22 protein-coding genes are annotated in these 22,213 nt (G+C 72.2%); 10 read left to right on the top strand and 12 right to left on the bottom strand.

Annotated features, from left to right (window positions below; translation table 11 throughout):
* Positions 1 to 9 precede the first annotated feature (9 nt).
* The 4 genes from ABR738_RS35810 to ABR738_RS35825 form a co-directional block, all read right to left on the bottom strand.
* Entirely contained in the window at positions 10 to 384 is a 375-nt protein-coding gene (locus ABR738_RS35810) for a hypothetical protein (RefSeq protein ID WP_350234151.1), read from the bottom strand.
* Between the two features lie 74 nt (positions 385 to 458).
* Positions 459 to 848: a roadblock/LC7 domain-containing protein gene (locus ABR738_RS35815; RefSeq protein ID WP_350234152.1), complete on the bottom strand. Its 390-nt coding sequence runs from the start codon at positions 846 to 848 to the stop codon at positions 459 to 461.
* A gap of 38 nt (positions 849 to 886) precedes the next feature.
* Positions 887 to 1,636, bottom strand: a complete 750-nt coding sequence (locus tag ABR738_RS35820) for a transcriptional regulator (protein ID WP_350234883.1) — start codon at positions 1,634 to 1,636, stop codon at positions 887 to 889.
* A 41-nt stretch (positions 1,637 to 1,677) separates the two neighbouring features.
* On the bottom strand, positions 1,678 to 2,073 hold the full coding sequence (locus ABR738_RS35825) for a hypothetical protein (RefSeq protein ID WP_350234153.1): 396 nt from the start codon (positions 2,071 to 2,073) through the stop codon (positions 1,678 to 1,680).
* A 387-nt stretch (positions 2,074 to 2,460) separates the two neighbouring features.
* Between ABR738_RS35825 and ABR738_RS35830 the strand changes: the two genes are divergently transcribed.
* The 4 genes from ABR738_RS35830 to ABR738_RS35845 all read left to right on the top strand — a co-directional run bounded on the left by ABR738_RS35830 (position 2,461) and on the right by ABR738_RS35845 (position 7,167).
* A complete protein-coding gene (locus tag ABR738_RS35830) occupies positions 2,461 to 3,267 on the top strand; it encodes an SDR family oxidoreductase (RefSeq protein WP_350234154.1) in 807 nt (268 codons plus the stop codon).
* 36 nt (positions 3,268 to 3,303) lie between these two features.
* The gene (locus ABR738_RS35835) at positions 3,304 to 4,185 is read left to right on the top strand and encodes a helix-turn-helix transcriptional regulator (protein WP_350234155.1); all 882 of its coding nucleotides are present in this window, start codon (positions 3,304 to 3,306) and stop codon (positions 4,183 to 4,185) included.
* Between the two features lie 111 nt (positions 4,186 to 4,296).
* The gene (locus tag ABR738_RS35840; protein WP_350234157.1) at positions 4,297 to 5,430 is read left to right on the top strand and encodes a hypothetical protein; all 1,134 of its coding nucleotides are present in this window, start codon (positions 4,297 to 4,299) and stop codon (positions 5,428 to 5,430) included.
* A gap of 198 nt (positions 5,431 to 5,628) precedes the next feature.
* Positions 5,629 to 7,167 carry a patatin-like phospholipase family protein gene (locus ABR738_RS35845; protein ID WP_350234158.1) on the top strand — a complete coding sequence of 513 codons (1,539 nt, stop codon included), beginning with the start codon at positions 5,629 to 5,631 and terminating at the stop codon, positions 7,165 to 7,167.
* A 73-nt stretch (positions 7,168 to 7,240) separates the two neighbouring features.
* Here the strand turns inward: ABR738_RS35845 and ABR738_RS35850 are convergent, their stop codons facing one another.
* From ABR738_RS35850 to ABR738_RS35865, 4 genes are all read right to left on the bottom strand, one after another.
* Positions 7,241 to 10,138 (bottom strand): AAA family ATPase, encoded by a 2,898-nt coding sequence (locus tag ABR738_RS35850; protein ID WP_350234160.1) that lies wholly within the window; start codon positions 10,136 to 10,138, stop codon positions 7,241 to 7,243.
* Positions 10,139 to 10,344: 206 nt separating this feature from the next.
* Complete coding sequence (locus ABR738_RS35855) at positions 10,345 to 12,510, bottom strand: M4 family metallopeptidase (RefSeq protein ID WP_350234161.1); 2,166 nt, start codon at positions 12,508 to 12,510, stop codon at positions 10,345 to 10,347.
* A 238-nt stretch (positions 12,511 to 12,748) separates the two neighbouring features.
* A complete protein-coding gene (locus ABR738_RS35860; RefSeq protein WP_350234163.1) occupies positions 12,749 to 12,973 on the bottom strand; it encodes a hypothetical protein in 225 nt (74 codons plus the stop codon).
* Between the two features lie 46 nt (positions 12,974 to 13,019).
* Positions 13,020 to 13,559: a hypothetical protein gene (locus ABR738_RS35865; protein ID WP_350234165.1), complete on the bottom strand. Its 540-nt coding sequence runs from the start codon at positions 13,557 to 13,559 to the stop codon at positions 13,020 to 13,022.
* 204 nt (positions 13,560 to 13,763) lie between these two features.
* Between ABR738_RS35865 and ABR738_RS35870 the strand changes: the two genes are divergently transcribed.
* Entirely contained in the window at positions 13,764 to 14,039 is a 276-nt protein-coding gene (locus ABR738_RS35870) for a hypothetical protein (RefSeq protein ID WP_350234166.1), read from the top strand.
* Positions 14,040 to 14,348: 309 nt separating this feature from the next.
* On the opposite strand, the gene ABR738_RS35875 is transcribed toward ABR738_RS35870, so the two are convergent.
* Positions 14,349 to 15,173, bottom strand: a complete 825-nt coding sequence (locus ABR738_RS35875; RefSeq protein WP_350234167.1) for a DUF2382 domain-containing protein — start codon at positions 15,171 to 15,173, stop codon at positions 14,349 to 14,351.
* Between the two features lie 168 nt (positions 15,174 to 15,341).
* On the bottom strand, positions 15,342 to 15,500 hold the full coding sequence (locus ABR738_RS35880) for a hypothetical protein (RefSeq protein ID WP_350234168.1): 159 nt from the start codon (positions 15,498 to 15,500) through the stop codon (positions 15,342 to 15,344).
* A gap of 435 nt (positions 15,501 to 15,935) precedes the next feature.
* Here ABR738_RS35880 and ABR738_RS35885 point away from each other — a divergent pair, with 435 nt between their 5' ends.
* The 5 genes from ABR738_RS35885 (at position 15,936) to ABR738_RS35905 (ending at position 20,706) form a co-directional block, all read left to right on the top strand.
* Complete coding sequence (locus ABR738_RS35885; RefSeq protein WP_350234169.1) at positions 15,936 to 17,414, top strand: phenylacetate--CoA ligase family protein; 1,479 nt, start codon at positions 15,936 to 15,938, stop codon at positions 17,412 to 17,414.
* Positions 17,411 to 18,445, top strand: coding sequence for a hypothetical protein (locus ABR738_RS35890; RefSeq protein WP_350234170.1), 1,035 nt, complete (start codon positions 17,411 to 17,413; stop codon positions 18,443 to 18,445). Before ABR738_RS35885 ends, ABR738_RS35890 begins: the two co-directional genes overlap by 4 nt.
* 108 nt (positions 18,446 to 18,553) lie before the next feature.
* Positions 18,554 to 19,075, top strand: coding sequence for a DUF4232 domain-containing protein (locus tag ABR738_RS35895; RefSeq protein ID WP_350234172.1), 522 nt, complete (start codon positions 18,554 to 18,556; stop codon positions 19,073 to 19,075).
* A gap of 93 nt (positions 19,076 to 19,168) precedes the next feature.
* The gene (locus ABR738_RS35900; protein ID WP_350234173.1) at positions 19,169 to 19,717 is read left to right on the top strand and encodes an AAA family ATPase; all 549 of its coding nucleotides are present in this window, start codon (positions 19,169 to 19,171) and stop codon (positions 19,715 to 19,717) included.
* Positions 19,718 to 19,935: 218 nt separating this feature from the next.
* On the top strand, positions 19,936 to 20,706 hold the full coding sequence (locus tag ABR738_RS35905) for a class I SAM-dependent methyltransferase (RefSeq protein WP_350234174.1): 771 nt from the start codon (positions 19,936 to 19,938) through the stop codon (positions 20,704 to 20,706).
* Here the strand turns inward: ABR738_RS35905 and ABR738_RS35910 are convergent.
* Both ABR738_RS35910 and ABR738_RS35915 read right to left on the bottom strand, forming a co-directional pair.
* Positions 20,693 to 21,913 carry a beta-ketoacyl-[acyl-carrier-protein] synthase family protein gene (locus ABR738_RS35910; protein WP_350234175.1) on the bottom strand — a complete coding sequence of 407 codons (1,221 nt, stop codon included), beginning with the start codon at positions 21,911 to 21,913 and terminating at the stop codon, positions 20,693 to 20,695. The genes ABR738_RS35905 and ABR738_RS35910 overlap by 14 nt on opposite strands.
* Positions 21,910 to 22,176, bottom strand: a complete 267-nt coding sequence (locus ABR738_RS35915) for an acyl carrier protein (protein WP_350234176.1) — start codon at positions 22,174 to 22,176, stop codon at positions 21,910 to 21,912. The genes ABR738_RS35910 and ABR738_RS35915 overlap by 4 nt, the downstream gene beginning before the upstream one ends.
* Positions 22,177 to 22,213 lie beyond the last annotated feature (37 nt).

The raw sequence follows: 22,213 nt of genomic DNA on the forward strand, positions 1-22,213 counted from the left end.
GGGCGCGGGTCACACCTCCAGTTCCGCCTCGACCTTCCTGAGCTGGTGACGCGCCATGGCCAGGTTGGCGCGGCCCTTGTCGAGCGCCAGGTAGAGGAAGAGCCCGTTGTGATTGCGCCCGGTCAGGAGCCGGATCAGGTGGTACTGGGTGCCCAGCGTGATGAGGATGTCCTCGATCTCGTCCTTCAGGCCGAGGAGTTCCATGGTGCGCACCTTCGCGCGCACCACATCGGTGTTGCCCGCGGCGGCCACCGCGAGGTCGAGGTCCTTGCCGCCGCCCAGGGTGCCGAGGGCCATGCCACTGCTGTAGTCGACGAGCGCCACACCGATGGTCCCGTCGATGGTGGTCATCGCTTCCTTGAGCGCGGCTTCCGTGTTGGCCATGGGATTCGTGCTTCCTTTCCGCTGTTTGACGTCTGTCGTGTTCCCCGGCCGGTCGGCCCGGGGACGGGTGGGACTCATGGGGCCTCCAGTCGGCCGAGGCTGCCGTCGACCAGGTCGCCGATCCGCGCGCCGGCCCGGCGGGCTTCGAGATGCAGCCGCCCCACGTTCACGCGGGGCTGGGCGAGGAGGGTGAGCACGGCGGACGAGCCCGCCGCGTACGTGGCCACATAGCCCTGGTCTCCTCTCAACAGGAGTTCGAGGAACGCGCCTTGGCCCGCCGTGTCGGTCAGGCGCTGGGCCACGCCGAGTGCGGCGGCGGTCAGAGCGGCCAGCGGCTCGGTGTCGCCCGGGGCGTCCTGGGCGAGCACCAGCCCATCGACGCTGGCGGCCATGGCGCCGCTGAGTTGAGGCAACCGGACCCGCAGCCGCCGCAGTTCGGCGAGGACATCCGCCTCTGCCGCCATCATCTGTCTCCTTTCGGCACGCTGCCTGCGGACGCGGATCACAGGGTGGCCTCAAGGCCGTCCCGCAGCCTGCGCAGCAGAGCCACGTCCGCAATGGATTCCGCCTCGGCCGACGCCAGCGCGACGGAGGGGGGCATGCCGCTCTGCGGCACGGTCGCAAGCGGGGTCTCGATCGCGCCGCACGCGGCGAGTCTGCGGACGTCCACCAGGGTGTGGAAGGCCGGGCGGCCGAGCAGCCGTGCGATGTCCTGCGGGGTGCGGAGCCCGTCGGCCAGCGCGAGAAGCGCCCGCTGGCGCCCGGTGACCGGCACGCCGCGCGCACCTCGCGCCGCCACCACCGGGGCGGTGTCGACCTCGGGGTGCGGCCAGAGCCTGGACAGCAACTCCCGCCGCCGGGCCGCCTCGCGCGCCACCGCGCCGGCCGGCACGGGCCGCACCGGCCCGATCCAGTGCGCCACACCGTAGCGAAATCGCGTCGGGCCGCTGCCGGGTGTGAGCGTGAAGAACGCCGCGTCGAACAGTGCCCCGAGATGGCACAACTCCAGCTCTCCGTCGCTCACTTGACCGCTGTCCACGAGGAAGCGGCCCACCGAACCACGCGCTCCCGCCTGGTCGACGGCCCACTGCCAGCCCTCGGGGCGCAACCGGCCGCCGACCGTGAGCAGCACGTCGATGCCGGGAGCGGACGGACTCTCGGCGTGCACCACCTGGCCGTCGACGAGATACAGCGTGCCGCTGTCGCGCAGCAGCGCGCCGGTGGCCCGTTCGGCCACCAACCGCCGCAGCATGGGCGAGAGTTGCCGCTCGTCGGTGGACTCGACTGTCCGGCTCACGCGAGTACCAGCCGTTCCGCCAGGTCGCGCAGTCGCAGTCGGGCGAGGGCGAGGTTGCCAAGCTCGCGATCGAGCCAGAGGTAGAGGAAGACGCTGCTGTCGTACGCCGTCCTGATGAAGCGCAGAAGGTGGTATCCGCTGTGCGCGGCGACGAAAACGTCCTCCACGGGCAGGAGTTCGTCGGCGGAGTCCTTGGCGCCGAGTGCGAACACGGGATGCTCGATGGCGCTCCTGGCGAACTCGGCGGTCTCCGCCGCGGCCGCCTCGTGGTCGCCGCCCGGCGAATCGCCGATGGTGCCGAGAGCGAGCCCGCTGGTCCAGTCGACGAGTGCTGCCCCGAGCGCGCCCGGCAGCCGCATCGTCTCCAGCAGGCACTCGTCGATTCCGGGCACGCGGAGATCCCCTCCTCGGTATCAGGTGATGACAGATCACAGCGGCCCGACTCCGTTGCCGCAGTGACGGAGAAGTTACGCGCTGTGTCGTGAGAAGGGGGAAGTTCTGGCATTTTCCAGTGGGACATGCCGGCGGGTCGCTACGATCCGCCCGCGCATGGCGTTGTCGGGCGGCGGCTGGCGGCGCGGACGAGGTCGCGGCGCCGGCGAGCGGGGCCGCCAGCTCGGTTCGTGTCAGCCGCGACGCGGGGGCGACGGTCGTGCGGGCTCTTCGCGCGAAGGGGGCTCTCGCAGTACCTGTATCACCAGGAACTCCCAGACCTCCCGAACGCCTGTCAACCTGATCGAGTCGAAAGCGCCGACAGCGACAGACAGGGACGGATACCAATGGCGGACAGCCAATTCACCACTCACGGGGAACTTTTTGATCTGAGGGGGAAAAGCGCCCTTGTCACGGGCGGCACCAAAGGAATTGGGGTGATGATAGCCCGCGGCCTTCTCCAGGCGGGCGCCCGCGTCGTCATCAGCTCACGCGACCCTGAAGCGTGCGCGGAGACTCAACGTCTGCTCTCCGAATTCGGCGACGTTCGAGCGATCCCCGCCGACCTGTCCAGGCACGACGAGTGCCGGCGCCTCGCTGGTCTCGTCAAGGCCGAATCGGAACGCCTGGACATCCTGGTCAACAACGCGGGAGCGATGCGGCGCGAGCCGCTGGAGACGTTCCCGGACGAGGCCTGGGACGCGGTGCTCGACCTCAACCTCAAGTCGCCGTTCTGGCTGGTGCAGGCGCTCCTCCCCGCACTTCGCAGGGCGGGCACCGTCGATGATCCCGCGCGGATCATCAACATCGGCAGTATCGCCGCCATCCACGTCGCCCAGTCGCCCAACTACTCGTACGCCGGCAGCAAAGCGGCACTCCATCAACTCACCCGAGTGCTTGCCAGAGAGCTCGGCCCCCAGCACATCACGGTGAACGCGATAGCACCGGGAGTGTTCCCGTCGCGGATGATGGCGTCCACGCTCGACGCCGTCGGCGACACGATCGCGGCGGCGACCCCGCTGCGCCGGCTCGGGCGCGACGACGACATGGCGGGTATCGCCGTGTTCCTCGCCGGCCGGGCCGGCTCCTACCTCACGGGCACCATCATCCCGGTGGACGGCGGCATCGCCACGACCGCGACGGGCACCCCGTAGACTGCGGCACGCGCCTACGGTGAGGGGACGGCCACGATGGAGCTACGCACCGAGATCCGGGAATTCCTCAGCTCACGTCGCGCCCGCATCGCACCCGAACAGGCGGGACTGCCCGCTTACGGCGGCAACCGTCGGGTCAAGGGTCTGCGCCGCGAGGAGGTGGCGCTACTGGCGGGGGTATCGGTCGACTACTACGTGCGCATGGAGCGCGGCAGCATCGCCGGTGCCTCCGATGGCGTGCTCGACGCGCTGGCCACTGCCCTGCGACTCGACGAGGCCGAGCGGAACCATCTGTTCCACCTCGCGCGCCGGTCCAGGACGCCCAGCGGCCCGCGCCGGCACAAGCCCGCCACGACGGTGCGCTCGACCCTGCGACGCGTGCTCGACGCGATCTCCGATGCGCCGGCCTGGATCGGTAACGGCCGCTGTGACGTACTCGCGATGAATCAATTGGCTCGCGCGCTGTATTCACCGGTGCTGGCCGACGCGCGACGGCCAGCGAATACAGCGCGGTTCGTCTATCTGGACCCCGGAGCCAGAGATTTCTTTGTCGACTACGACCAGATCGCCGGCGCCGTGGCCGCGAAGCTCCGCATGGAGGCCGGCCGCGATCCGCACGACGAAAAGCTGATCGCCCTGGTCGGTGAATTGTCGACGCGCAGTGAGCTGTTTCGGCAGAGGTGGGCCTCGCAGGACGTGCGTTTGCACCGCTCCGGCCGCAAGCGGGTGCGCCATCCCGTCGTGGGCCGGCTCGATTTGGACATCGAGTCCCTGGAACTGCCCGCCGAACCTGGTCTGCACCTCAACGTCTACACCGCGCCCGCGGGCACACCGACCGCCGACAATGTGGCGCTCCTCGCGTCGTGGGCGGCCACCCAGCAGTCACTGGCCACCGAGCCCGAAGCGCACAACGGGTAGTCCAGCCTCTGCGGCCTGCGGAGTTCGGCCTTCGGGGCGCCCCGTCCGGACGCCCTGGTCCCGTCCGGCTCCGTTTGCGGGTGGGGTCGGGCTGTGAGAACCAGTTGCTTCATGAACCCCATCGAGCAGGGCGTCGGCCCCGCCCTCCCCGAGACGGTGCGCGCCGCGCCCGCGCGCGCCCCCGGTGAGGTGTGGGGGCGCGTCACCTCCCGCGCCCTACGGGTACTCCTCGCGCTGGTGCGGGGCCTCCTGTTCGTGGCGTCCGTGCTGCTCGCCGTCGGTCTGTCACCCGTGCTCCTGTGCCTGCGGGTGCTCGGGCCCCGGCTGCCCGCGCCGGTGCGCGGTCCGACGCGTCTGGTTCTCCTGTCCGCGGCGTACCTGCTCACCTGCGAGGTCGGCTCCCTCGTCGCCGGGCTCCGTCTGCGGTGGGCGTGCCGCCGTGGTCCGGGCGATCCGTCCGACCATGACGCGCTGCGTGTCCTGCTGGCGCGGAGGTCGACCGACGCGTTCTTCGGAACCGGGCTCAGGTGGGCGGGTATGCGGATGCGTTGCCCCGACGAACCGCCGCGCTTGGATCCCGCACGGCCCGTCGTGGTCCTGTTGCGCCACGCGGGCCTGCTGAACACACAGCTCGGGATCCATCTGGGCATGAAGGTGCTGCGTCGGCGCGTGCACGGCGTGTGCAAGAGCGCGGCCGTCCTGCTGCCGGGCGCGGCGTCCCTGGTGGGTCTGACGCCCTTGATTCCGCTGCGGTGGAACGCGGAGGGCCGCGCCAGGGCGGGCCGCGAGTTCGCGGCGATGGGGCCCGGGCTCGGCGGCGGTGACGCGGCGGTCATCCTGCCCGAAGGCACGAACTTCAGCGCCAGGCGCCGCCGGGCGCGCATCGCGTATCTGCGGCGCTCCGGCCGGCACGACCTGGCCGCCGCCGCTGAGGCGATGCCGTGCGTGCTGCCGCCCCTCGCCCGGGGCGCGGCCTCCCTGCTCGCCGCCGCGCCCACCGCGCAGGTGCTGGTCGTCGCACACACCGGGCTCGAGGACGTGTTGCCCTGGCGTCTGGGCGGCGGCTACCCGGCCCGCGCCGACGCGGCGATCCATGTCGCCTGGGGGACCTACGAAGCGGCGGAAGTCCCACGCGACCAGGACGGCTTCGAGACCTGGCTGTACGAGCGCTGGGCGGAACTGGACGCGTGGGTCCTGGCGACGCGCCGCGACGGGGCGGCGGGCGAGGGGCGGGCATCGCGGTGAGCGGGCTCCCCGTCGGCCGGGTTCGGGCGAGGCCCTTCGGGGTGAGCGGCCTGCGTCCGGGCCGGTCGGGCACCCGCGTGGCCGAAGCCCGACGGGTGGCCACCGACCCAGTGTGCCGCCACCCGCCTGGCCCACCCCTCGGGACGTCGCGGCAACCCGGCGCCACCATGACAGGGACAGCGTCATCAGGAGGAAGCCATGTCCCCAGCGGACAGTCACGCGCCTGCCACGGACCGGGCGGCCGCGCCCCGCACCGCGTTCGTCCTCGGCGGGGGCGGCAAACTGGGCGGCTACCAGGTCGGCATGCTGCGTGCGCTCCTCGAACGCGGCATCGTGCCGGACCTCGTCTTCGGTACCTCCGTCGGATCCCTCCAGGGCGCGCTGCTCGCGAGCAACCCCACCCTCTCGGTCTGCGACCAACTCACCGAACTGTGGCGGGAGTTGCTGGGAAAGCGCGTCATGTCGGTGACACCCGGAGGCCTGCTCGTCAACGCCTTCCGGCGCCACCCCGCCCTCGCGCCCATGGACGCCCTGCGCGAGGTGGTCCGGGCACACCTCGGTGACGGGACACGCATCGAGGACCTTGCGCTGCCCTACCAGTGCGTGGCCGCCTCCATCGAACGCGCCGCCGCCCGCTACTTCGACTCCGGCCCGCTCCTGCCCGCCGTCCTCGCCTCCTGCGCCGTGCCAGGGCTTTGGCCACCCGTACGCATCGGCGACGAGCACTACGTGGACGGCGGCATCGTCGAGACCGCCCCGGTCGGCAGGGCCGTCGCCTACGGCGCGACCACGGTTTACGTGCTCCGGATGCGTCAGCGCGAACGCCCGCTGCGGCCCGCGCGATGGCCCTGGCAGATCGGCCCCACGGCGTTCGAGATCTCACGCCGGCACCGGCTCGCGCAGATCCTCAGCGCCCACCCGCCCGGCGTACGGATGCACATCCTGCCCAGCGGGGAAGCCGGCCCGGGAGGCGCGGACGCCCCCTTCCGCGCCGGCCCGCGTGAGGAACTGGCCGTCAACGAACGCCGGGCGGCGGCGGGTCACCGGGCGACCTGTGAGTACCTGGACGCCCTCGACCAGGGCCGCTCCCCGCACTTCGCGTCCTCGGCCAACCCCGTCGCCCGCTCCTACCTCACGACGGCCGCCGCGCCGCTGCCCTCGTCGGGCACGCTCCCGCGCGACGGGGCGGTCCCCACGTTCCTCGCCATCAAATACGGCGCCCTGTTCGGCCTCTTCGACAAGGACGGTGACGGTCTGATCGACGAGGGTGACTGGCTCGACGCGGCCGGCGACATCGCCGACGCGTTCGGGAACACCCCCGAATCCCCCCGCGCCGCCACCCTCACCAAAGCCTTTCAGGAATCCTGGACGCGCCTGTACGAAACGGCGGGCGCGCGGACTCCGGCGCCGTTGGACCGCGACACGTTCGAGCGGGCCCTTGCCCGATTGGTGGGTACGCCCGAGGCGTACCTCGCCCACTTCCTGCCCATGGTGGTGGCGCTGCTCACGACCGCTGACTCCAACGGCACCAACATGCTGGAGATCGAGGAGACCGAGCGCCTGCTCCACACGTTCGGCGTCACCCCCTCCGACGCTCTCACCGTGGCCCGGCGCCTGGACACCAACGGTGACGGCGCCATCAGCCTCGACGAACTCAACGAGGCCTTCCAGGACTACTTCACCAGCGAGGAGCGGGGCTGCGCCGGAAACATGCTCTTCGGCGCGCTTCCCGGCTGAGACCCCAACTGCTCATCAGCGCCCGCGACTTGGCACGCCCGAGTCCTGAAACCCGACGCGCTCCGGGCCGTGGCTAGGCCGTGGGCCGCGACATCACCATGCGCGTGATGTCCACGCGCGACTTGGCGCCCAGCTTGCGGTAGGCGCGGGTCAGGGCGGCTTCCACGGTTTTGACGCTGACCACCAGACCGGCCGCGATCTCGCGGTTGCTTGCGCCTTGCGCGACGCGGGCGACGACGCTCTGCTCCGTCGATGTGAGCTGTTCCGACCAGAGGCCGCCCTCGGGCAGGCGGACCGCGTCGTCCTGCGCGCGGTCGCGTTCGGCGCGTGCCAGGACGGCCAGGGGGCGGGCGTCGGCCTTGGTGAAGACGCGGAGCGCGGCCGCGAACGCGGCGTGCGCCGAGCCCTCGTCCCCGAGCCTGCGCCGGACCCGGCCGAGCGCCACCCGGGCGCGGGCCTCCTCCAGGGGGTATCCAGAGATCCGCAGGCGTCCCGCCGCGCTCTCCAACAGCGCTGCGGCGTCGGTGAGTTCACCACGTTGCGCCGCGACCACCGCCGCCGCCCGGTCGAGCGTGGCCAGGACACCCGTTCTGGCGAGCCGTTCGGCCTGGCGGCGGCCCGTGGCCAGGACGGCGTCCGCCTCGTCGGGGCGGCCGGTGGCGGCCAGGGCCTCAGCGAGGTCGGCGTGCCACCGCCGGGTCGCGGGGTCCCGCTGCCCCTGTGCGGTCTCCAACTCGCCGGTGCAGGCGAGGAGTTCCACCGCGCGCTCGCTCTGGCCCCGGAACAGTCTGATCCTTCCCTCGGCGTGCAGCGCCCGGGGCAGAAAGAGCCGGTCGTTGTCGTCCTCGCTGTGCCGCCGGGCGGCCTCCGCCGCGGTGAGCGCCCGGCTCAGGCTCCCGCCGGCCGTTTCGGCCAGCGCCACCGCGTACCACGCGGGCCCCTGGCTGAGGCCCGCCTCCTCGGTGATGCGCAGGCTCTGCCGGGCGATGGTCAGCGCGGGCCCGCAGCGGCCACGTTGGATCTCGACCTGCGCGAGCCCGATCAGGCACTGGCTCAGGCTGTCCGCCGACCCCCGCTGACGCAGCCGGTACACCAGGGCGCGCAACTCGGTTCGCGCCGCGTCGAGTTCGTCGCGTACCAGGTGGAAGCGGTACTTGAGATACAGCGGCCCGTTGTGGTGCGTCATGGCCGGTACGTGGTGCGGCGCGGCCAGCGCGGCGGCCAGGGTGGCCTCCGCCCCGGGGAGCCCGAGGAAGAGTTCCAGGGCCGCCTGCTGGGTGAGCGCCATCAGCTCGGTGTACCGGTCACCGGTCCGCGCGGCGAGCCCCGCGGCGCGGACGGCGTGGCCGTGGGCGCGCGCCGCGGAGCCGCCCACCATCCACGCCCGCCAGCTCATCCGGTAGTGCAGCTGGGCCAGGAGGGCGGGATCGCCCGCCGCGTCGCGCACCGCTTCGGGGAAGACGTCCGCGATCTCGGCCATCGCCTGGCCGCAGGAGTCGATGACCACGTTCCAGGCCCGTACCCGGTCGGCCGGCCGTTCGGCGCCGCCCAGGGCCTCATGCGCGAGCTGCCGGGCGAAGCCGAGGTCTCCGGCTTCGATGGCGTCCTCTGCTGCGGTGAGCCTGCGGTCGACGTCGGCGTACTCCTGCCCGGCCGGTGTGTACGCGGCGGCCATGCGGCCAAGTCGCGCCGCCGTCCGGGGAGCGCCCCTGCGCCGCGCGGCCGACGCGGCGGCGGACAGGCCGGCCGCGACGGCCGGATCGGGGGCGGCGGTGAGGCGCGCGATGTGATGGGCCCGCTCGACGGCGTCGTCGGAAGCGTCGGCCAGCGCGCGGTGCGCCGCCATCACCTGTTCGTAGGGGGTCTCGGCCCTGAGCACCACCGGCGTCAGCGGATCCAGGAACGTGATGGCCTCGTGGTCCGACGGCACAGGGGCGCGGACGAGTCCGTGACGTACGCAGACGTCGAGGTCGGCCCCGGCGTGCCGGCGGCCCGCGCGCCGCAGCAGCTCCACCGTGGGGCGTACGGCGGCGCCCGCGAGGACCAGGGTGTCGCGGGCGTGGGCCGGCAGGGCGTCGATCCGGTCGACGAGCGGCCGGCGAAGGCAGTCCGGCACCGGGAGCGCTTCGAGGCAGTCGGGCAGTTCCGTGCCGTCGAGTCCCTGGGTCCGGACGCGTTCGTCGAGGGCGGCGCTGAGTTCGAGGGCCGCGCGGGGATTGCCGCCGCTCGCCTCGTGCAGACGCGCGACGAGCCGGCGCGGCCAGGGGGGCTGGTCGTGCCGCTCGAGGAGTTCGGCGATCTCATGGACGGTCATGGGCGGGACGGGGATTTGGCGGACCGGCCGTGGACACAGGTCGAGTGCGCTCACCGCGCCGTCCGGGCCGGCGGGGGAGGGCCCGGGCTCCGTTTCGGACCGCAGAGTGGCAAGCACCGAAAAGCCCGGACCGACGCGCCGGGCAATGTAGTTGAGGACATCCGCCGTCGCCCGGTCGAGCCACTGGGTGTCATCCACGACGAGCAGGCAAGGGCCCGCGCCGCACAGCAGGGCGACGACCTTGCGGACCGCGATCCGCAGGACCAGTGCTTCGCGACCGCCTTCGGGCCCGGCCTCGGCGCCCCGGCCGGTCCCCGCGCGCGGCGCGCTGCGGAGCAGGGCCCCTTCCAGGGCGGCTCTTTCGTGGGCGGCCAGCGCGGCGAGAGCGTCGTCGCCGAGGTCGGCCAACAGGTCGATGAGCCCGAGGAAGGGGGTGTTCTTCTCGACGGGGGAGGGGGAGCAGTGCAGGATCCGGTGCCCCTGGCCACGCAGGTCCGCGATCAGCTGGTGTGTCACCGTGGTCCTGCCGATGCCCGTGGGGCCGGTGAGCAGGACGCCGCGGCCGCGCGCCAGGTGGGTCCGTACGGTGTCGTGGACCGCGCCGCGCCGGACGGTGAGCGGCCGGGTGCCTGCCGGCAAGGTGGTCGGCTCGGTCATCGCAAGCCCTTCCGGACACACAGCGTCGTTCACGTCTCAGACGTCGATCATGAACCTGCCCTTCATGGTGCCGTCGCCGAATGTAGGACCGCTCTCGGGGAAAGGTCAAGACCAATCGTGGGGCCGCCGCACACGCGGGCCGGGCCGCCGGTCGACGACCGACGGCCCGGCCCGGTACGGGAGTTGGGGTCACCCGGAACTGGGGATCAGCAGGCGCCCGCGTCCTTCCAGACGGCCCAGGAGCCCGGCGCGCCCGGTTGGGCGCCGGTCGAGTACCACTGCGAGGACCACTTGTGACCGTTGTAAGCGACCTGGTCGCCCGGTGCGTAGCTGGTGCTCGCGCTCCAGGCCGGCAGGTTGTCGCAGCCCTGCGGCGGGGTGCCGCCGCCGCTGATGGTCCAGGTGAAGGACGCCGACCCGGTGGCGTTGTCGGTGTTCTTCGCCGTGACGGTCACCGACGAGGTGCCGGCGGTGGTCGGAGTTCCGCTGATGAGGCCGGTCGAGGAGTTGACCGAAAGGCCGGCGGGCAGACCGCTCGCGCTGTAGGTCAGGGTCTCACCACCGGGGTCGCTCGCCTTGATCTGCAAGGAGGTGGCGGCGCCCACCGTGCCGCTCTGGCTGCCCGGATTGGTCACCGAGGGCGAGCCCGGCTGGCTGTTGCAGCTGCCGGGTACGGGGTCGGCGCCGGTCACGCTGACCGCGGCCCACGCGGCGTCGATGGTGTTGTACTCGGCGCAGTGCGTGCCGTAGAGGTCGGCCGCGGCCTTGAGGGAGTCGATGCGCGCCTGGTGGTAGTTCTCACTGCTGTTGGCGTAGGACGCCAGCGCCTTGTACCAGATCTTGGCGGCCTTGTCGTTGCCGATCCCGGTGACCGTGGAGCTGTCGCAGGTGGGGCTGTTGCCGTACCCGTGATCGCCGCTGCCCACGGCCGCGAGGAAGAACCAGTGGTTGAGGGGGCCCATCGAGTAGTGCGGGTCGAGGCTGCCGTTGCCGCTGTCCCAGCAGTTGGGCGAGGAGCCGTCCAGGGAGGGGTTGTACATGTAGCGCAGCGGCCGGTTGTCGCCGTTGATGTTGATGAGCTCGCCCATGGTGTAGTCGGGCTTGTCCACCGGGTTGTTGGCGTAGAACTCGACCATGGTGCCGAAGATGTCGCTGGTGCCCTCGTTCATGCCGCCGGTCTCACCGGTCTCGTCCCAGCCGGTGAGGGCGCCGCTCACGCCGTGGCTCATCTCATGGCCCGCGACGTCCAGTTCGACCAGCGGACGCGCATTGGACTGCCCGTCGCCGTACGTCATCTGAGTGCCGTCCCAGAACGCGTTCACATACGCGTTGCCGTAGTGCGTACGCGACGGCACGCCCCGCCCGTCGCCGAAGATGCCATTGCGGCCCTGGACGTTCTTGTAGTAGTCGAACGTCTCCGCCGCGCCGTAGTGCGCGTCGACGCCCGCGGAGGCGGGGTCGCTGGTGGAGCCGTTGCCGAAGGTGCCGGTGGAGCTGGTGAAGACGGAACCCGTGCCGCTGGTGGCGTGGTTGAGATTGGTCGTGTAGCCATTGCCGTGCGAGGGGTCCTGCATCGAGTAGCCACTGCCGCTCTGCGTGACGTCCAGCGCCACGCGGCCGCTGTAGATCGACTGGCCGGTCCCGGCGACCGTCGGTGCGGCGGCGGGAGCCGCCGCACCGACCCTCGAAGTGGCGGCGTTCGCGGCCCCCTCGGCGGCGAACGTGCTCACCTCGTCACTGGTCCGTACGACCTTGCCGGTACGGGCGTCCACCAGAACGTGCAGGCGGCTCGGTGTCTGGTCCTCGCGCACGCCGCTGACGACGGTCTCCCAGACCAGCACGGCGTCGGTGCCCGCCATCTGCACCGCGAGGTGCGAGGCGGAGACGGAGCCGATCCGCCCCTTGAACGCGGCCCGTGCCACCTTCACGGCGTCGGCGGCGGCCAGGCGGGGCTCGGTGGAGACCGCACCGGAGGTTTCGGACCCGGTGGCCAGTGACTGGAACGCGCCGTCCTTCTTCAGGCGCACAACCACGTCGCCGCCGTAGGCGGGCAGACCCTTGTACGTGCGGTCGAAGCGGACGGAGGCGGCGCCGTCCTTGTCGACGACCAGATTGCGGACCGAGAAGGCGTCCCCGTCGGCCTTGTGGGCGGCGCCGGCGTGCGCTGCCAGCGCCTTCTGCGCGGCGTCCACGACGCCGGCACGCACGCCGGGCGTCGGGTCCGCCGTGTAGGGGGCCGGGGCGAAAGCACCGGCGGGCACGGGGTGCGGCCGGGCGGCCGGGGCCGCCGTGGCGGCGGGCAGCGCGATGGCGGACGCGGTGACACAGGCCAGCGTGACCGTCAAGAGTCTCGCGGCTCTTGGTATTTGCATGGGAGTGGGGGTTCCTCTCACCTCGGGCAGGGGGCGTCCGCCATCGCCGCGCGCGGGGAAGCCGAATGGGCGGCGGACACGTGCGAGGGCGGACGGCGCGGCTCTGGGTGAAGCCGCGCCGACGCATGAGTGTCCGCACTCCGGGGGGCGGCTGCCAGGCAGTGCGCGGAGTGTGAGGGGTTTCCCTATCCGAGGCCCGAGAGAGAACCGCGGGGGCCGTCCTGTCGCGTTGCCGGGGTCAAGTCACCTGGCGCGAGGGGAGGTTGGCGGCGCTGCCCGCGTCGAGCACGGCCAGCGGCGTTGATTGGGCCGCCGTGCGGGCGGGGCGGGAACGCGCCGGGCCGGGACGCGTGCCGGCCAGGACGCGTGCTTGCGGGGCCTCGTCGTTGTCCCGGACCGTGGCGGCATCGACCGTGCCGTGCCGTGCCGGGTCGCCGCCGACAGAGGGCGGCCAGTACGTCATCGGCTCAACTGGCCTTCTGTACAGGCAAGTTGACGCGGCGGGCGGCTCAGAAATCGTCGTCCGAGGTCGGAAGGGCCTCGGCGATGAGGCGGGTGGCGAAGTCGGGGTCGTCGGCGATGCGGTTGATGTGCTCCGCGAGGAGGAAGGCGGTGGCCTCCAGCGGAGTCATCTCCGCGTCCGTCCAGTCTCCGTACTGCTTGCGCCACAGATTGGGGCTCAGGCCGGTGCCCGCGGCGATGACCAGGCCCGCCATGGTGGGGATGGCCTCGGGGCGGATGCTCCTCGGCATCATCCGCATGGAGGCCACGAGGTTGGGCACGACGTACTCGATGACGTCCTTCTCGTGCTCCTCGTGGGCATGACGCAGCCACGTCATGAACATGTAGATGAGGGTGCAGGTGCCGTCAAGGACGTCGTCCAGGGCCGAAAAGCTCAGCGACTCGGTGAACTGCCGTGTCAGTTCCTGCTGTTCGGGATCGCTGCCGGTCGAGCCGCTGTGGATTCCCTTGAGGCGGGAATCGACCATCATCAGTGCGGTGCCCACGTCGCCGGCGGGAGCGTTCTGGGGGCCGTAGCGAGACAGCACAGGATTCCTCCTCCGTACGGACCGCGGCGAGCGGCGGCGTGTTCGTACCGTAGAGGATCCATCCGGCCGGGATCCGGGGAATGCGGGGAAGAGCAGCCCTTACGGGGGCGTGACCCGGGCCACGTCGCACATCGGCCGGTATCACCACGGCCGGCCGGGGTACGCGTTCCGGTACAAAACGCCGAGCGAAAGCGAGTAATCGTCGTGAGCGACCGCAGGCCCGAAGGACCAGGAGACGCCGGAGCGCCCGTACCCGAGCCCATACCCCGGGACCTGCCGGACCAGCAGGCCGGCGCCGAGGGCGACCCCTGGGAAGCCGCCGACGACGCCGACGCCGAGGGCACCGAGGGCACCCCGCGCGGTGACCGGCCGGACCCCGAGATCCCGGACACCGACGAGGCGGGCACCGGCCGCCGGGGCGCCCCGCACTCCGGCAGCACACGCCCCGACCACCCAGTGCCACACGAGTCGACCGGCTGAGAGGCGGGCGCGCACGACCGTCGGGCGGCCGAGATGAGCGTGTACGGCAGTGTGCCCGTTGAGGCCGGGTGCGCCATGGCCGTCGACCCGCTGAGCGGCGCATGCACGGGCGCGTACGGCCGTCGGCCGGTTGAGACGGATGCGCACGGCCGTCGATCGGCTGAGGCGGGCGCGCCAACACGGCCGTCGACCGGCTGGGAGGTGCACGCCTGGGCGCACCCGGCCCGACTGGCCCGGACGCACGCGCACGGCCGCTTGCCGCCCCGGGTCAGCCGGGGCGGCAAGCGGCCAGGAACGACCGCGGAGCGGTCAGCGGCGACCTCTGTCGCCACGGTTGCCCTCGCCGCGCCGGCGCTCGTCCTTGGCGGTCGCGTCGTCGTACTGGATCTCTTCCTTGCGGACGGTGTCGCTCACCTCGCGCTGCTCGGTGACCTTCTCCGTCTCCAGGCGCACCCGCTCCACCGGGACGGTCTCCTTGCGCGTCACGGGTCGCTCGGCGTGGAGCGTCACCTCGGTCTCGGCCTCGCCGATGTCGGCCCGGGCCCGGTCGCCCTCACCCAGGGGCTCACGGACGACGCGTACCTCCTCATGGCTGACCGGAACGGTCGTGGTGACGTCTTCCGTCACGACGACCTTGCGCAGCCGTGCCCGGCCCACCTCCGTGTTCTCGGTGCCGACCCGCAGCCGCTCCTCGGAGCGCACCAGGCCCTCCTGGTCCGTGGCGTACCGGTCGTGGACGTTGGTGCCGGTGGCGCTGCCGGGCACGTCGACGCTTCCGGCGGCTCCGCCGGGGCCGGGGGTGCGCGTGCCGGCGCCGTCGACGCCGTAGTGCCGGTACAGCTCACGTTCCGCGTCGGCGTCCAGGTGCTCCTCGGCGTCCAGGCGCGGGGCGTCCTTCACCATGCTCTTGGCGTACGCCACGTGCAGGGCCTCGCCGTCGCGGCGGGCTCCCGCCAGCGGCACGAAGGATTCCTTGGTGCCGAAAAGACCCGTCTTGACCGTCACCCATTCGGGGCGGCCCGACGCGTCGTCGAGGTAGACCTGTTCGACACCGCCGATCTTCTCTCCCTCCGGGTCGTAGGCCACCAGGCCCTTGAGCCCCTCGGGGCGGTTGAACATGTCACCAGTGCTCATGCGGATCACTCCTGACGTGTGGGGGAAGGCGCGGCATCCCGTGTGGCGCCGCACCTCTACCTCCAACCCCGCCACAACCCGCCCGCCCCAGCTACCGCAACTCTTGGCGCGAAACGGCCACCACCCGCGCCACGCCTCGTCCGGGCGCTCCAGGGGACGATGCGCGAATTACTCCACATGGGTGGCGGCGTGGGTGGCGGCGTCGTCGACGGAGACGACGCGTGCGGTCGCCGACGCCCGGACGGGCGTCCGGAACGTGGGATGTTTGAGCGGCGGGCGGCACCCGAACGAGGGGTGCATCATCGCGGGAGTGCCGGGCAGGCCCATTGCATGACGTTCGTAATGCTTTCGCTTCCGCCGCTCATCATGGCCGTCATCCTCGCGTACGGCTCCGACCACGCACGTCCGCGCCACGGGCGCCGACGGAGCCACTGAACCCGCGCGCCGAGAGCCCGCGCGCCGCAATGGTGAGGCGGGTGCGGGCAATGCGTGAACATTCGGTGGTGACCACATCTGGTGAAGCTCTCCCCAGAGTCCCTAGACTGCCGCTGCCCACCGGCCGATCCGGGTCGGAAAGCTCAGCACCGCGCAGTGGCCGGCACCGAGCCGCCGCCCGACGAGGGAGGAACCGACATGGTCAAGCACTACCTCAAGTACGCACTGAGCACGCTCACCGCCGCGATGTTCGCGCACATGGCCTGACCTGATCCGGCCCCGGCCTGGGCCGGGCGACACACCGTCCGGTCCAGTCCAGGAGGCCCCTTGTTCGGCACCGCCCTGAGCCAGCTCCGCTACGGCATGGCGATCCTGCGCAACCGGCGCATACGCCCGCAGGACCTGGAGCGGATCGCCCGCGACCTGGTGGCCACCCTCGCCGAGTTCGGCGAACCCGGCGACGATTCGGCCCTGCTGCCAGGCCAGGCCGGGCAGGCCGCCCGGATCGACCCCGAGGTGCGCCGCACCGTGACCCGGCGCAGCCTGTGCGCCACCGCCCGCTCCGCCGCCCGCCACACCGCGTACTACCGCCAGGTCTTCGCTGAACTGGGCCTGGAACCGGCTGAGTTGGACGTGGACAGTTGGGCCCGCGTGCCGGTCACGCCGAAGAAGGCGCTGCGCTCCATGCCCACCGCCTTCGTCTCGGCCGCCGCCGTACCCGCCCTGATGGCGCTGACGACCGGCACCAGCGGCGTGCCCACCGCCGTCTGGTACTCGCGGGCCGAACTCGACACCACCATCGCGCTCAGCACCATCTCCGCGGCCCTGGGCCTCGGCCTGCGCCCCCGGCACACCCTCGCCTACGCGGGCTGCTCGCGGGCCACGCTGCCGCTGCTCAACGCGGCCGAGTCGGCGACCCGGGTCGGCGCGTCCTTCGTCCAGTTCGGCACGGTGGACCCGGCCGTCGCCCTCGACCGCCTCGCCGCGCCACTCGCACTGCCCGGCAAGTCCCCGCAGATCACCCACCTCACGGTCGCCGCCTCCTACCTCGCGGCCCTGGTGGAACTCGCCGAACGCGACGGATGGCGGGCGGCCGACTTCGGCCTCGAAAGCATCGGAGTAGGCGGCGAAGTGCTGTCCGCGCCCCTGGCCGCCCGGGCGGAGGCCGCCTTCGGCGCGCCCGTGTCGACCTCGTACCTGATGACCGAGACCCTGCCCTCGGGCGCCACCCCTTGCGCGGCCGGACATCTGCACCACACCAGCGAGTTCGGCCATCTCGAGGTGCTGGATCCGCTCACGTGGGAGCCCGCGCCGCCCGGCGCGACCGGCATGATCGTGCACACCCCGTACGTGCCCTACCGCGAGTGCACCCTGCTGCTGCGCTACGCCACCGGCGACCTCGTCCGCAGGCCCGCCACGGAGCCCACCTGCGAACTGGCCCACATGCCTGCCACCTCGGGGGTGCTCGGCCGCTGGACGGGCCCGCTCAGCGCCGAACTGCCCACCCGGGCCCTGCTCGACCTGATCGAGGCCGAACCGGAGGTCCCGCTGCCCGCCCGGTACACGCTCACCCGGGAACCCGGCTCCGGCGCCCGCCTGCACCTCCTGGTGCGGGCGCTGCCCGCCACCGGTCTGCTCGGCCGCCTTGAGGACCGGGCGACGGCCGCCGCGCTGCCGCTGGACGGGATCGTCCTGTACGACGACCGCGCCGAACTTCCGGTCACCGCGCCGGTCCGCGCGGACCTGCGGGAACACACCTTCGAAACGGCCGGCGCGGCCGGGACCCGTACCGGGAGCGGCGTATGAACCCCCTCGCCCTCGTCGCGCTCAGCGTCTGCGCCGCCGCCCTGATCGCGGGCGCGGGCTGCTACTTCGCCCGGGTGCGGATGCCACGGCCCCCGGTGGGCGTATACGCCGCAGGTGACATCGCCGTTCTCAGCGTCGGCGTCGTCGTGGCGCCGCTGCTCTACCTCTCGCTGCCGGGCGCCGCCGTCTCCGCGCTGTTCGGCCTGGTCCTGTGCCTGGCCGCGCAGTTCACTCTCGCGCCGCTCTGCGGGGGCCGCTGGTCCTGGCTGATCGCGCTCGCCGCGACCGGCCTCACCGTGTCCGCCGCGCTCACCGGGCACGCGGTGGCGGTACGCGTCCTCACGGACGTGCTGCTCGCCGTCGCCGTGATGGGCGTCGCCAACCTCTGGGCCCAGAGCGGGATGCGGCCGGTGCATGTGGCGTCGTTCGCGGCTGTCCTGACCTGCTACGACCTGGTCGCGACCACCCTGACGCACGTCACGCGCGACTTCGTGACCCAGGTGCGGGGCCGCCCCTTCGCCCCTCTGTTCGCGCTGACCGGCGGCGACCGGCCGGTGGCCATCGGGCTCGGCGACCTGCTGCTGCTCGTCCTGTTCCCCCTCGTCGCGACCCGCGCGTTCGGCCGTCGCGCCGGGTTCGTGGCGGCCGGCGTGGGCATCGCGGTCACGGGAGTGGTGAGCCGGCTGTTCGCGATCGGCGTCCTGACGGCGGGATTCCCGCTCCTGACGGTGCTGGGGCCCTTGATCGTGGCGCAGTTCCTCCTGTGGACCCGGCGGTACGGGAGCGAGCGCACGACGGCCGACTGGCGCGCGGGCACAGCCGTGATGTCCCGGCCGCGCGCCGAACATGCCCTGCCGGACGGTCAGTTGATGGACGCGCTCGCCGTTCCCGTACCGGAGGGTGTCGCGGAGGGCACTTGGTTCGCCGTCGCCGGGGGCCGCGTCCTGGCCACGGGCCCCACTCCGGGACAGGCCCGCCGCGCGGCCGGCCGACAGGCGCCCGAAGTGCCGGTCGTGGTGCGTATGGCGTGACTGTGACGGCTTTATGACATTGGTCCGTCAGGCCGGCGGGGAGGGATGCCTTCGACCAGCGTTCCCGTGGCCCCGCGTGGGCCGCCGAGCAGGAGGGGAGTACGCGCGATGCGTATCGTCCACAAGATCACCACTGCCGCCGCCGTCACCGCTACCGCTGCCGCCACCGTGTTGGCGCTGGGAGGCGGAGTGGCGTTCGCGTCACCCTCGGCGGCCGCCGACGGCGGGATGCCCTCCGCGTGCCGTCCCGCCAACCACACCGCGAAGATCACACCCGCACCCGCCTCCTCCGGGCACCGCCACTACCGCGTCACTCTCACCGCCGCCCCGGGGTACGCACCGTGCCGGCTCGCCGGGTCACCGGCCGACGTGCGGTTCTACCACCGTGGTTCGCTCGACCCGGTCACCGCCGGGCGGTACGGATCGCAGCACACGGCGGTGACCTTCGGTCCCGGCCACCCGGTGCACTTCGACATCCAGGCCCCCAACGCGGCCCCCGGCGCCCGCGCCGACGAGGCGACCTTCACCCTCATGGCGCCCGGCGGCGAGATTCCGGGCAAGTCCTCGGCCCACGGCGCGCTGACCGTCCACGCCGGAACCGTCGTCGGACCGGTCCAGCGGGGCGCCTGACGCAGTACGGGGCCCGGCCCGGGCGCAGCGACGGGACGCCCGGGCCGGTCAACTCCCGTTTCCAGGAGCCTTGTTGAGTCGTACGGTGGACCCGTGTCGACGACCACCTCCACCTCCATTTCCACGTCCAGCTCCACCTCCACCCGGCTCGTGGTGCTGCGGGGCAACAGCGCGAGCGGCAAGAGCAGCGTCGCCGCCGAGCTGCGGGCGCGATACGGCCGCGGCCTCGCCCTGGTCGGGCAGGACAACCTGCGACGCGTCGTTCTGCGCGAAGGCGACGTCCCCGGTGGCGCCAACATCGGCCTGATCGACCTGACCGTGAGGCATGCGCTGGAGCACGGCTTCCACACCGTGCTAGAAGGCATCCTGTACAGCGCGCACTACGGCGAGATGCTTGCCGGACTGCTGGGCGACTTCGGCAGTCGCGCGCACTGCTTCTATCTGGATGTGCCCTTCGAGGAGACCCTGCTCCGGCACGCGACGAAACCGATCGCCCAACAGGTCACCGAGAAGGACCTGCGGGAGTGGTACCAGGTACGGGACCTGTTGCCCGGCGGTGTCGAGACGGTGATCCCCGCCTCCAGCTCGCTGAGCGCGACGACGGACCTGGTGCTGCGCGAGTCCGGCCTGGAAACCCGCTGAATCAGTGGGCCCCGCGCGGGCCTGAAACACCTCTCCAAGCCCCCTGACGGGACCGCGCGCGACTGACGGAGCCCATGCCGGACGCGGCGCCGGACGCGGCCCCTTCCCGGCCGCCCACGAGCCGCGCAGAGCCCTGTCAGGAACTCCCCTACACACACGCTGACCTGGTCTTTTCGTCTACCCGATCATAATCTGAGGTCCTGTGGAAGGGGGGCCGGATGGACCGGACCGTACGCACGGTGGAAGACGTTCTGACGCTTCTGGACGGGCACTTCGCGGCCGAACCCGAGGCGGGCCGCCTGGCGACCGGAGACGGCAGGGACTTCTGGGACGGCTTCTACGCGGACCGGTCACGGCCGGTCCCGTTCTTCGTGGCGAAACCTGACGAGCATCTGGCCGGCCACCTCGACCGGGGTGTGATCACCGCGTGCGGGCGGGCGCTCGACCTCGGGTGTGGGCCGGGACGCAATGCCCTCCATCTTGCGGCCCGTGGCTTCGAGGTGGACGCGGTCGACCTCTCCCCGGTCGCCGTCGCCTGGGCGGAGGACCGGGCGCGCGAGGCCGGTCTCGACATCCGCTTCCACCGGGGTGACGCCTTCGCGCTGCCCGGCCTTGACGGCCCCTACGACCTGATCGTCGATTCGGGCTGCTTCCACCACCTGGCCCCGCACCGCCGCGTCACCTACCTGGCCTTCCTCGATCGCGTACTGGCCCCCGGCGGCCATCTCGCCCTCACCTGTTTCGCCGCCGGCGAGCAGGGCATGGGCTGCGAGCTCACCGACGAAGAGCTCTACCGGGCAGGCACGTTGGGGGGCGGCCTGGCGTACACCCCCGAAGCGCTGCGCTGGATCTTCTCCGACCTGTCGGAGGTGGAAGTGCGCCGCATGTGTGAGGAGGATTCCGGGTCGCCGCACTTCGGCCGCGAATTCCTTTGGGCCGCCCTGTTCCGCCGCGAGACACCGGCCGGCTCGCGCGTCACGCGGTGGTGAGGACGAGTACGGCGTTGTGACCGCCGAAGCCGAAGGAATTGCTCAGGGCCGCCCTCAACCTCGTGGGGCGCGGCTCCTGGGTGACGACATCGAGGTCGAACGCCGGGTCCCGCGTGGTGTGGTTGGCCGTCGGCGGAATGGTCTGGTGCTCCAGGGACAGCGCGGTCACGGCGGCCTCGATGGCGCCGGCCGCCCCGATCGCGTGCCCCCAGGTCCCCTTGTTGGCGGTCACGGCGGGCGGCTCGGTGAAGACGCTGCGGATGGCCCGGTATTCGGCCGCGTCGTTGAGCGGCGTGCTGGTGCCGTGGGTGTTGATGTGGTCGATGTCGTCGGTGCTCAGGAGCGCGTCCGCGAGCGCCGCGCGCATCGCGGCTGCGGCGCCCCGGCCGTCGCTGGGCGGGGCGGTCGGATGGTGGGCGTCACAGGTCGCCCCATAGCCGGCCAACAAGGCGTGGACCCGCGCGCCCCGGGCTCGCGCGTGCGCGGGGCGCTCAAGGACCAGCAGCGCGGCGCCCTCCGCCAGGACGAAGCCGTCGCGCTCGGCGTCGAAGGGACGGGAGGCGCCCGCGGGATCGTGAACGCGGCTCGACAACGCGCCGAGCTGGGAGAACCCGGCCGACGAGACGCGGTTGCACACGGACTCGGCGCCTCCGGCGACGGCGACGTCGCAGACGCCGGTGCGCAGCAGCATGAGAGCCGTCCCCAGCGCCGTGGCGCCCGATGCGCACGCGGTGCTGGTGGCGAGGCTGGGTCCTCGGGCGTGCAGATCGAGGGCTACTTCACCCGCGGCCATATTGGGGATGCTGCGGGGGATCAGGAGGGGGGAGACGGCGCGGACGCGGTTCGAGGAGAGCTTGACGACCTCGCTTTCGAGCCGGTCGAAGCTCGCGGTCCCCACACCGATCACGACGGCGACGCGGCCGCCGTCCCAGACGAGGGGATCGAGCCGGGCATCCGCGACGGCTTCCCGGCCCGCGACGAGTGCCATCTGCGTGAAGCGATCCAGGCGCAGCGCGAGCCGGGGGGTGAGTCTCGACCCCGCGTCCAGACCCGGCACTTGGCAGGAGAAGTCGACCGGCATCCCGGCGAGGGCCGGGTCCCTGGAGGCGGTCGACTTGCCGGAAAGGAGCCCGTTCCACGAGCCTTCGGTCCCCACGTCGCACGGCGTGACAAGGCCGATGCCGGTGATGGCCGCCGCCCCTGTCACGGCGTCCCCTTGGCGAGGGGCGGAGCGGCGCCGGCGGGGTCGTCGTGCGCCTGGAGCGCGGTGCTGGCTTCAAGGAGCGTGGACTGCGGGGTGATGCCGGTGGGCTCGTAACCGGTCTTCTCCTGGTAGATGACGGTGAGTTCGAGCAGGGCGAGCGAGTCGAGACCGAGGTCTTCGAAGGTGGCGTCCGGGGCGATGGTGTCGGGGGGCACGCCGAGCCCCTGGGTCAGGCACTCCACGAGTTCGTCACTGAGAACGGCCATGCGGCGCTCCTTGGGTGTCGCGGTGGACGGGGTGGCA

The sequence above is a fragment of the Streptomyces sp. Edi4 genome (genome assembly GCF_040253615.1).
In the GTDB taxonomy this organism is placed as follows: domain Bacteria; phylum Actinomycetota; class Actinomycetes; order Streptomycetales; family Streptomycetaceae; genus Streptomyces.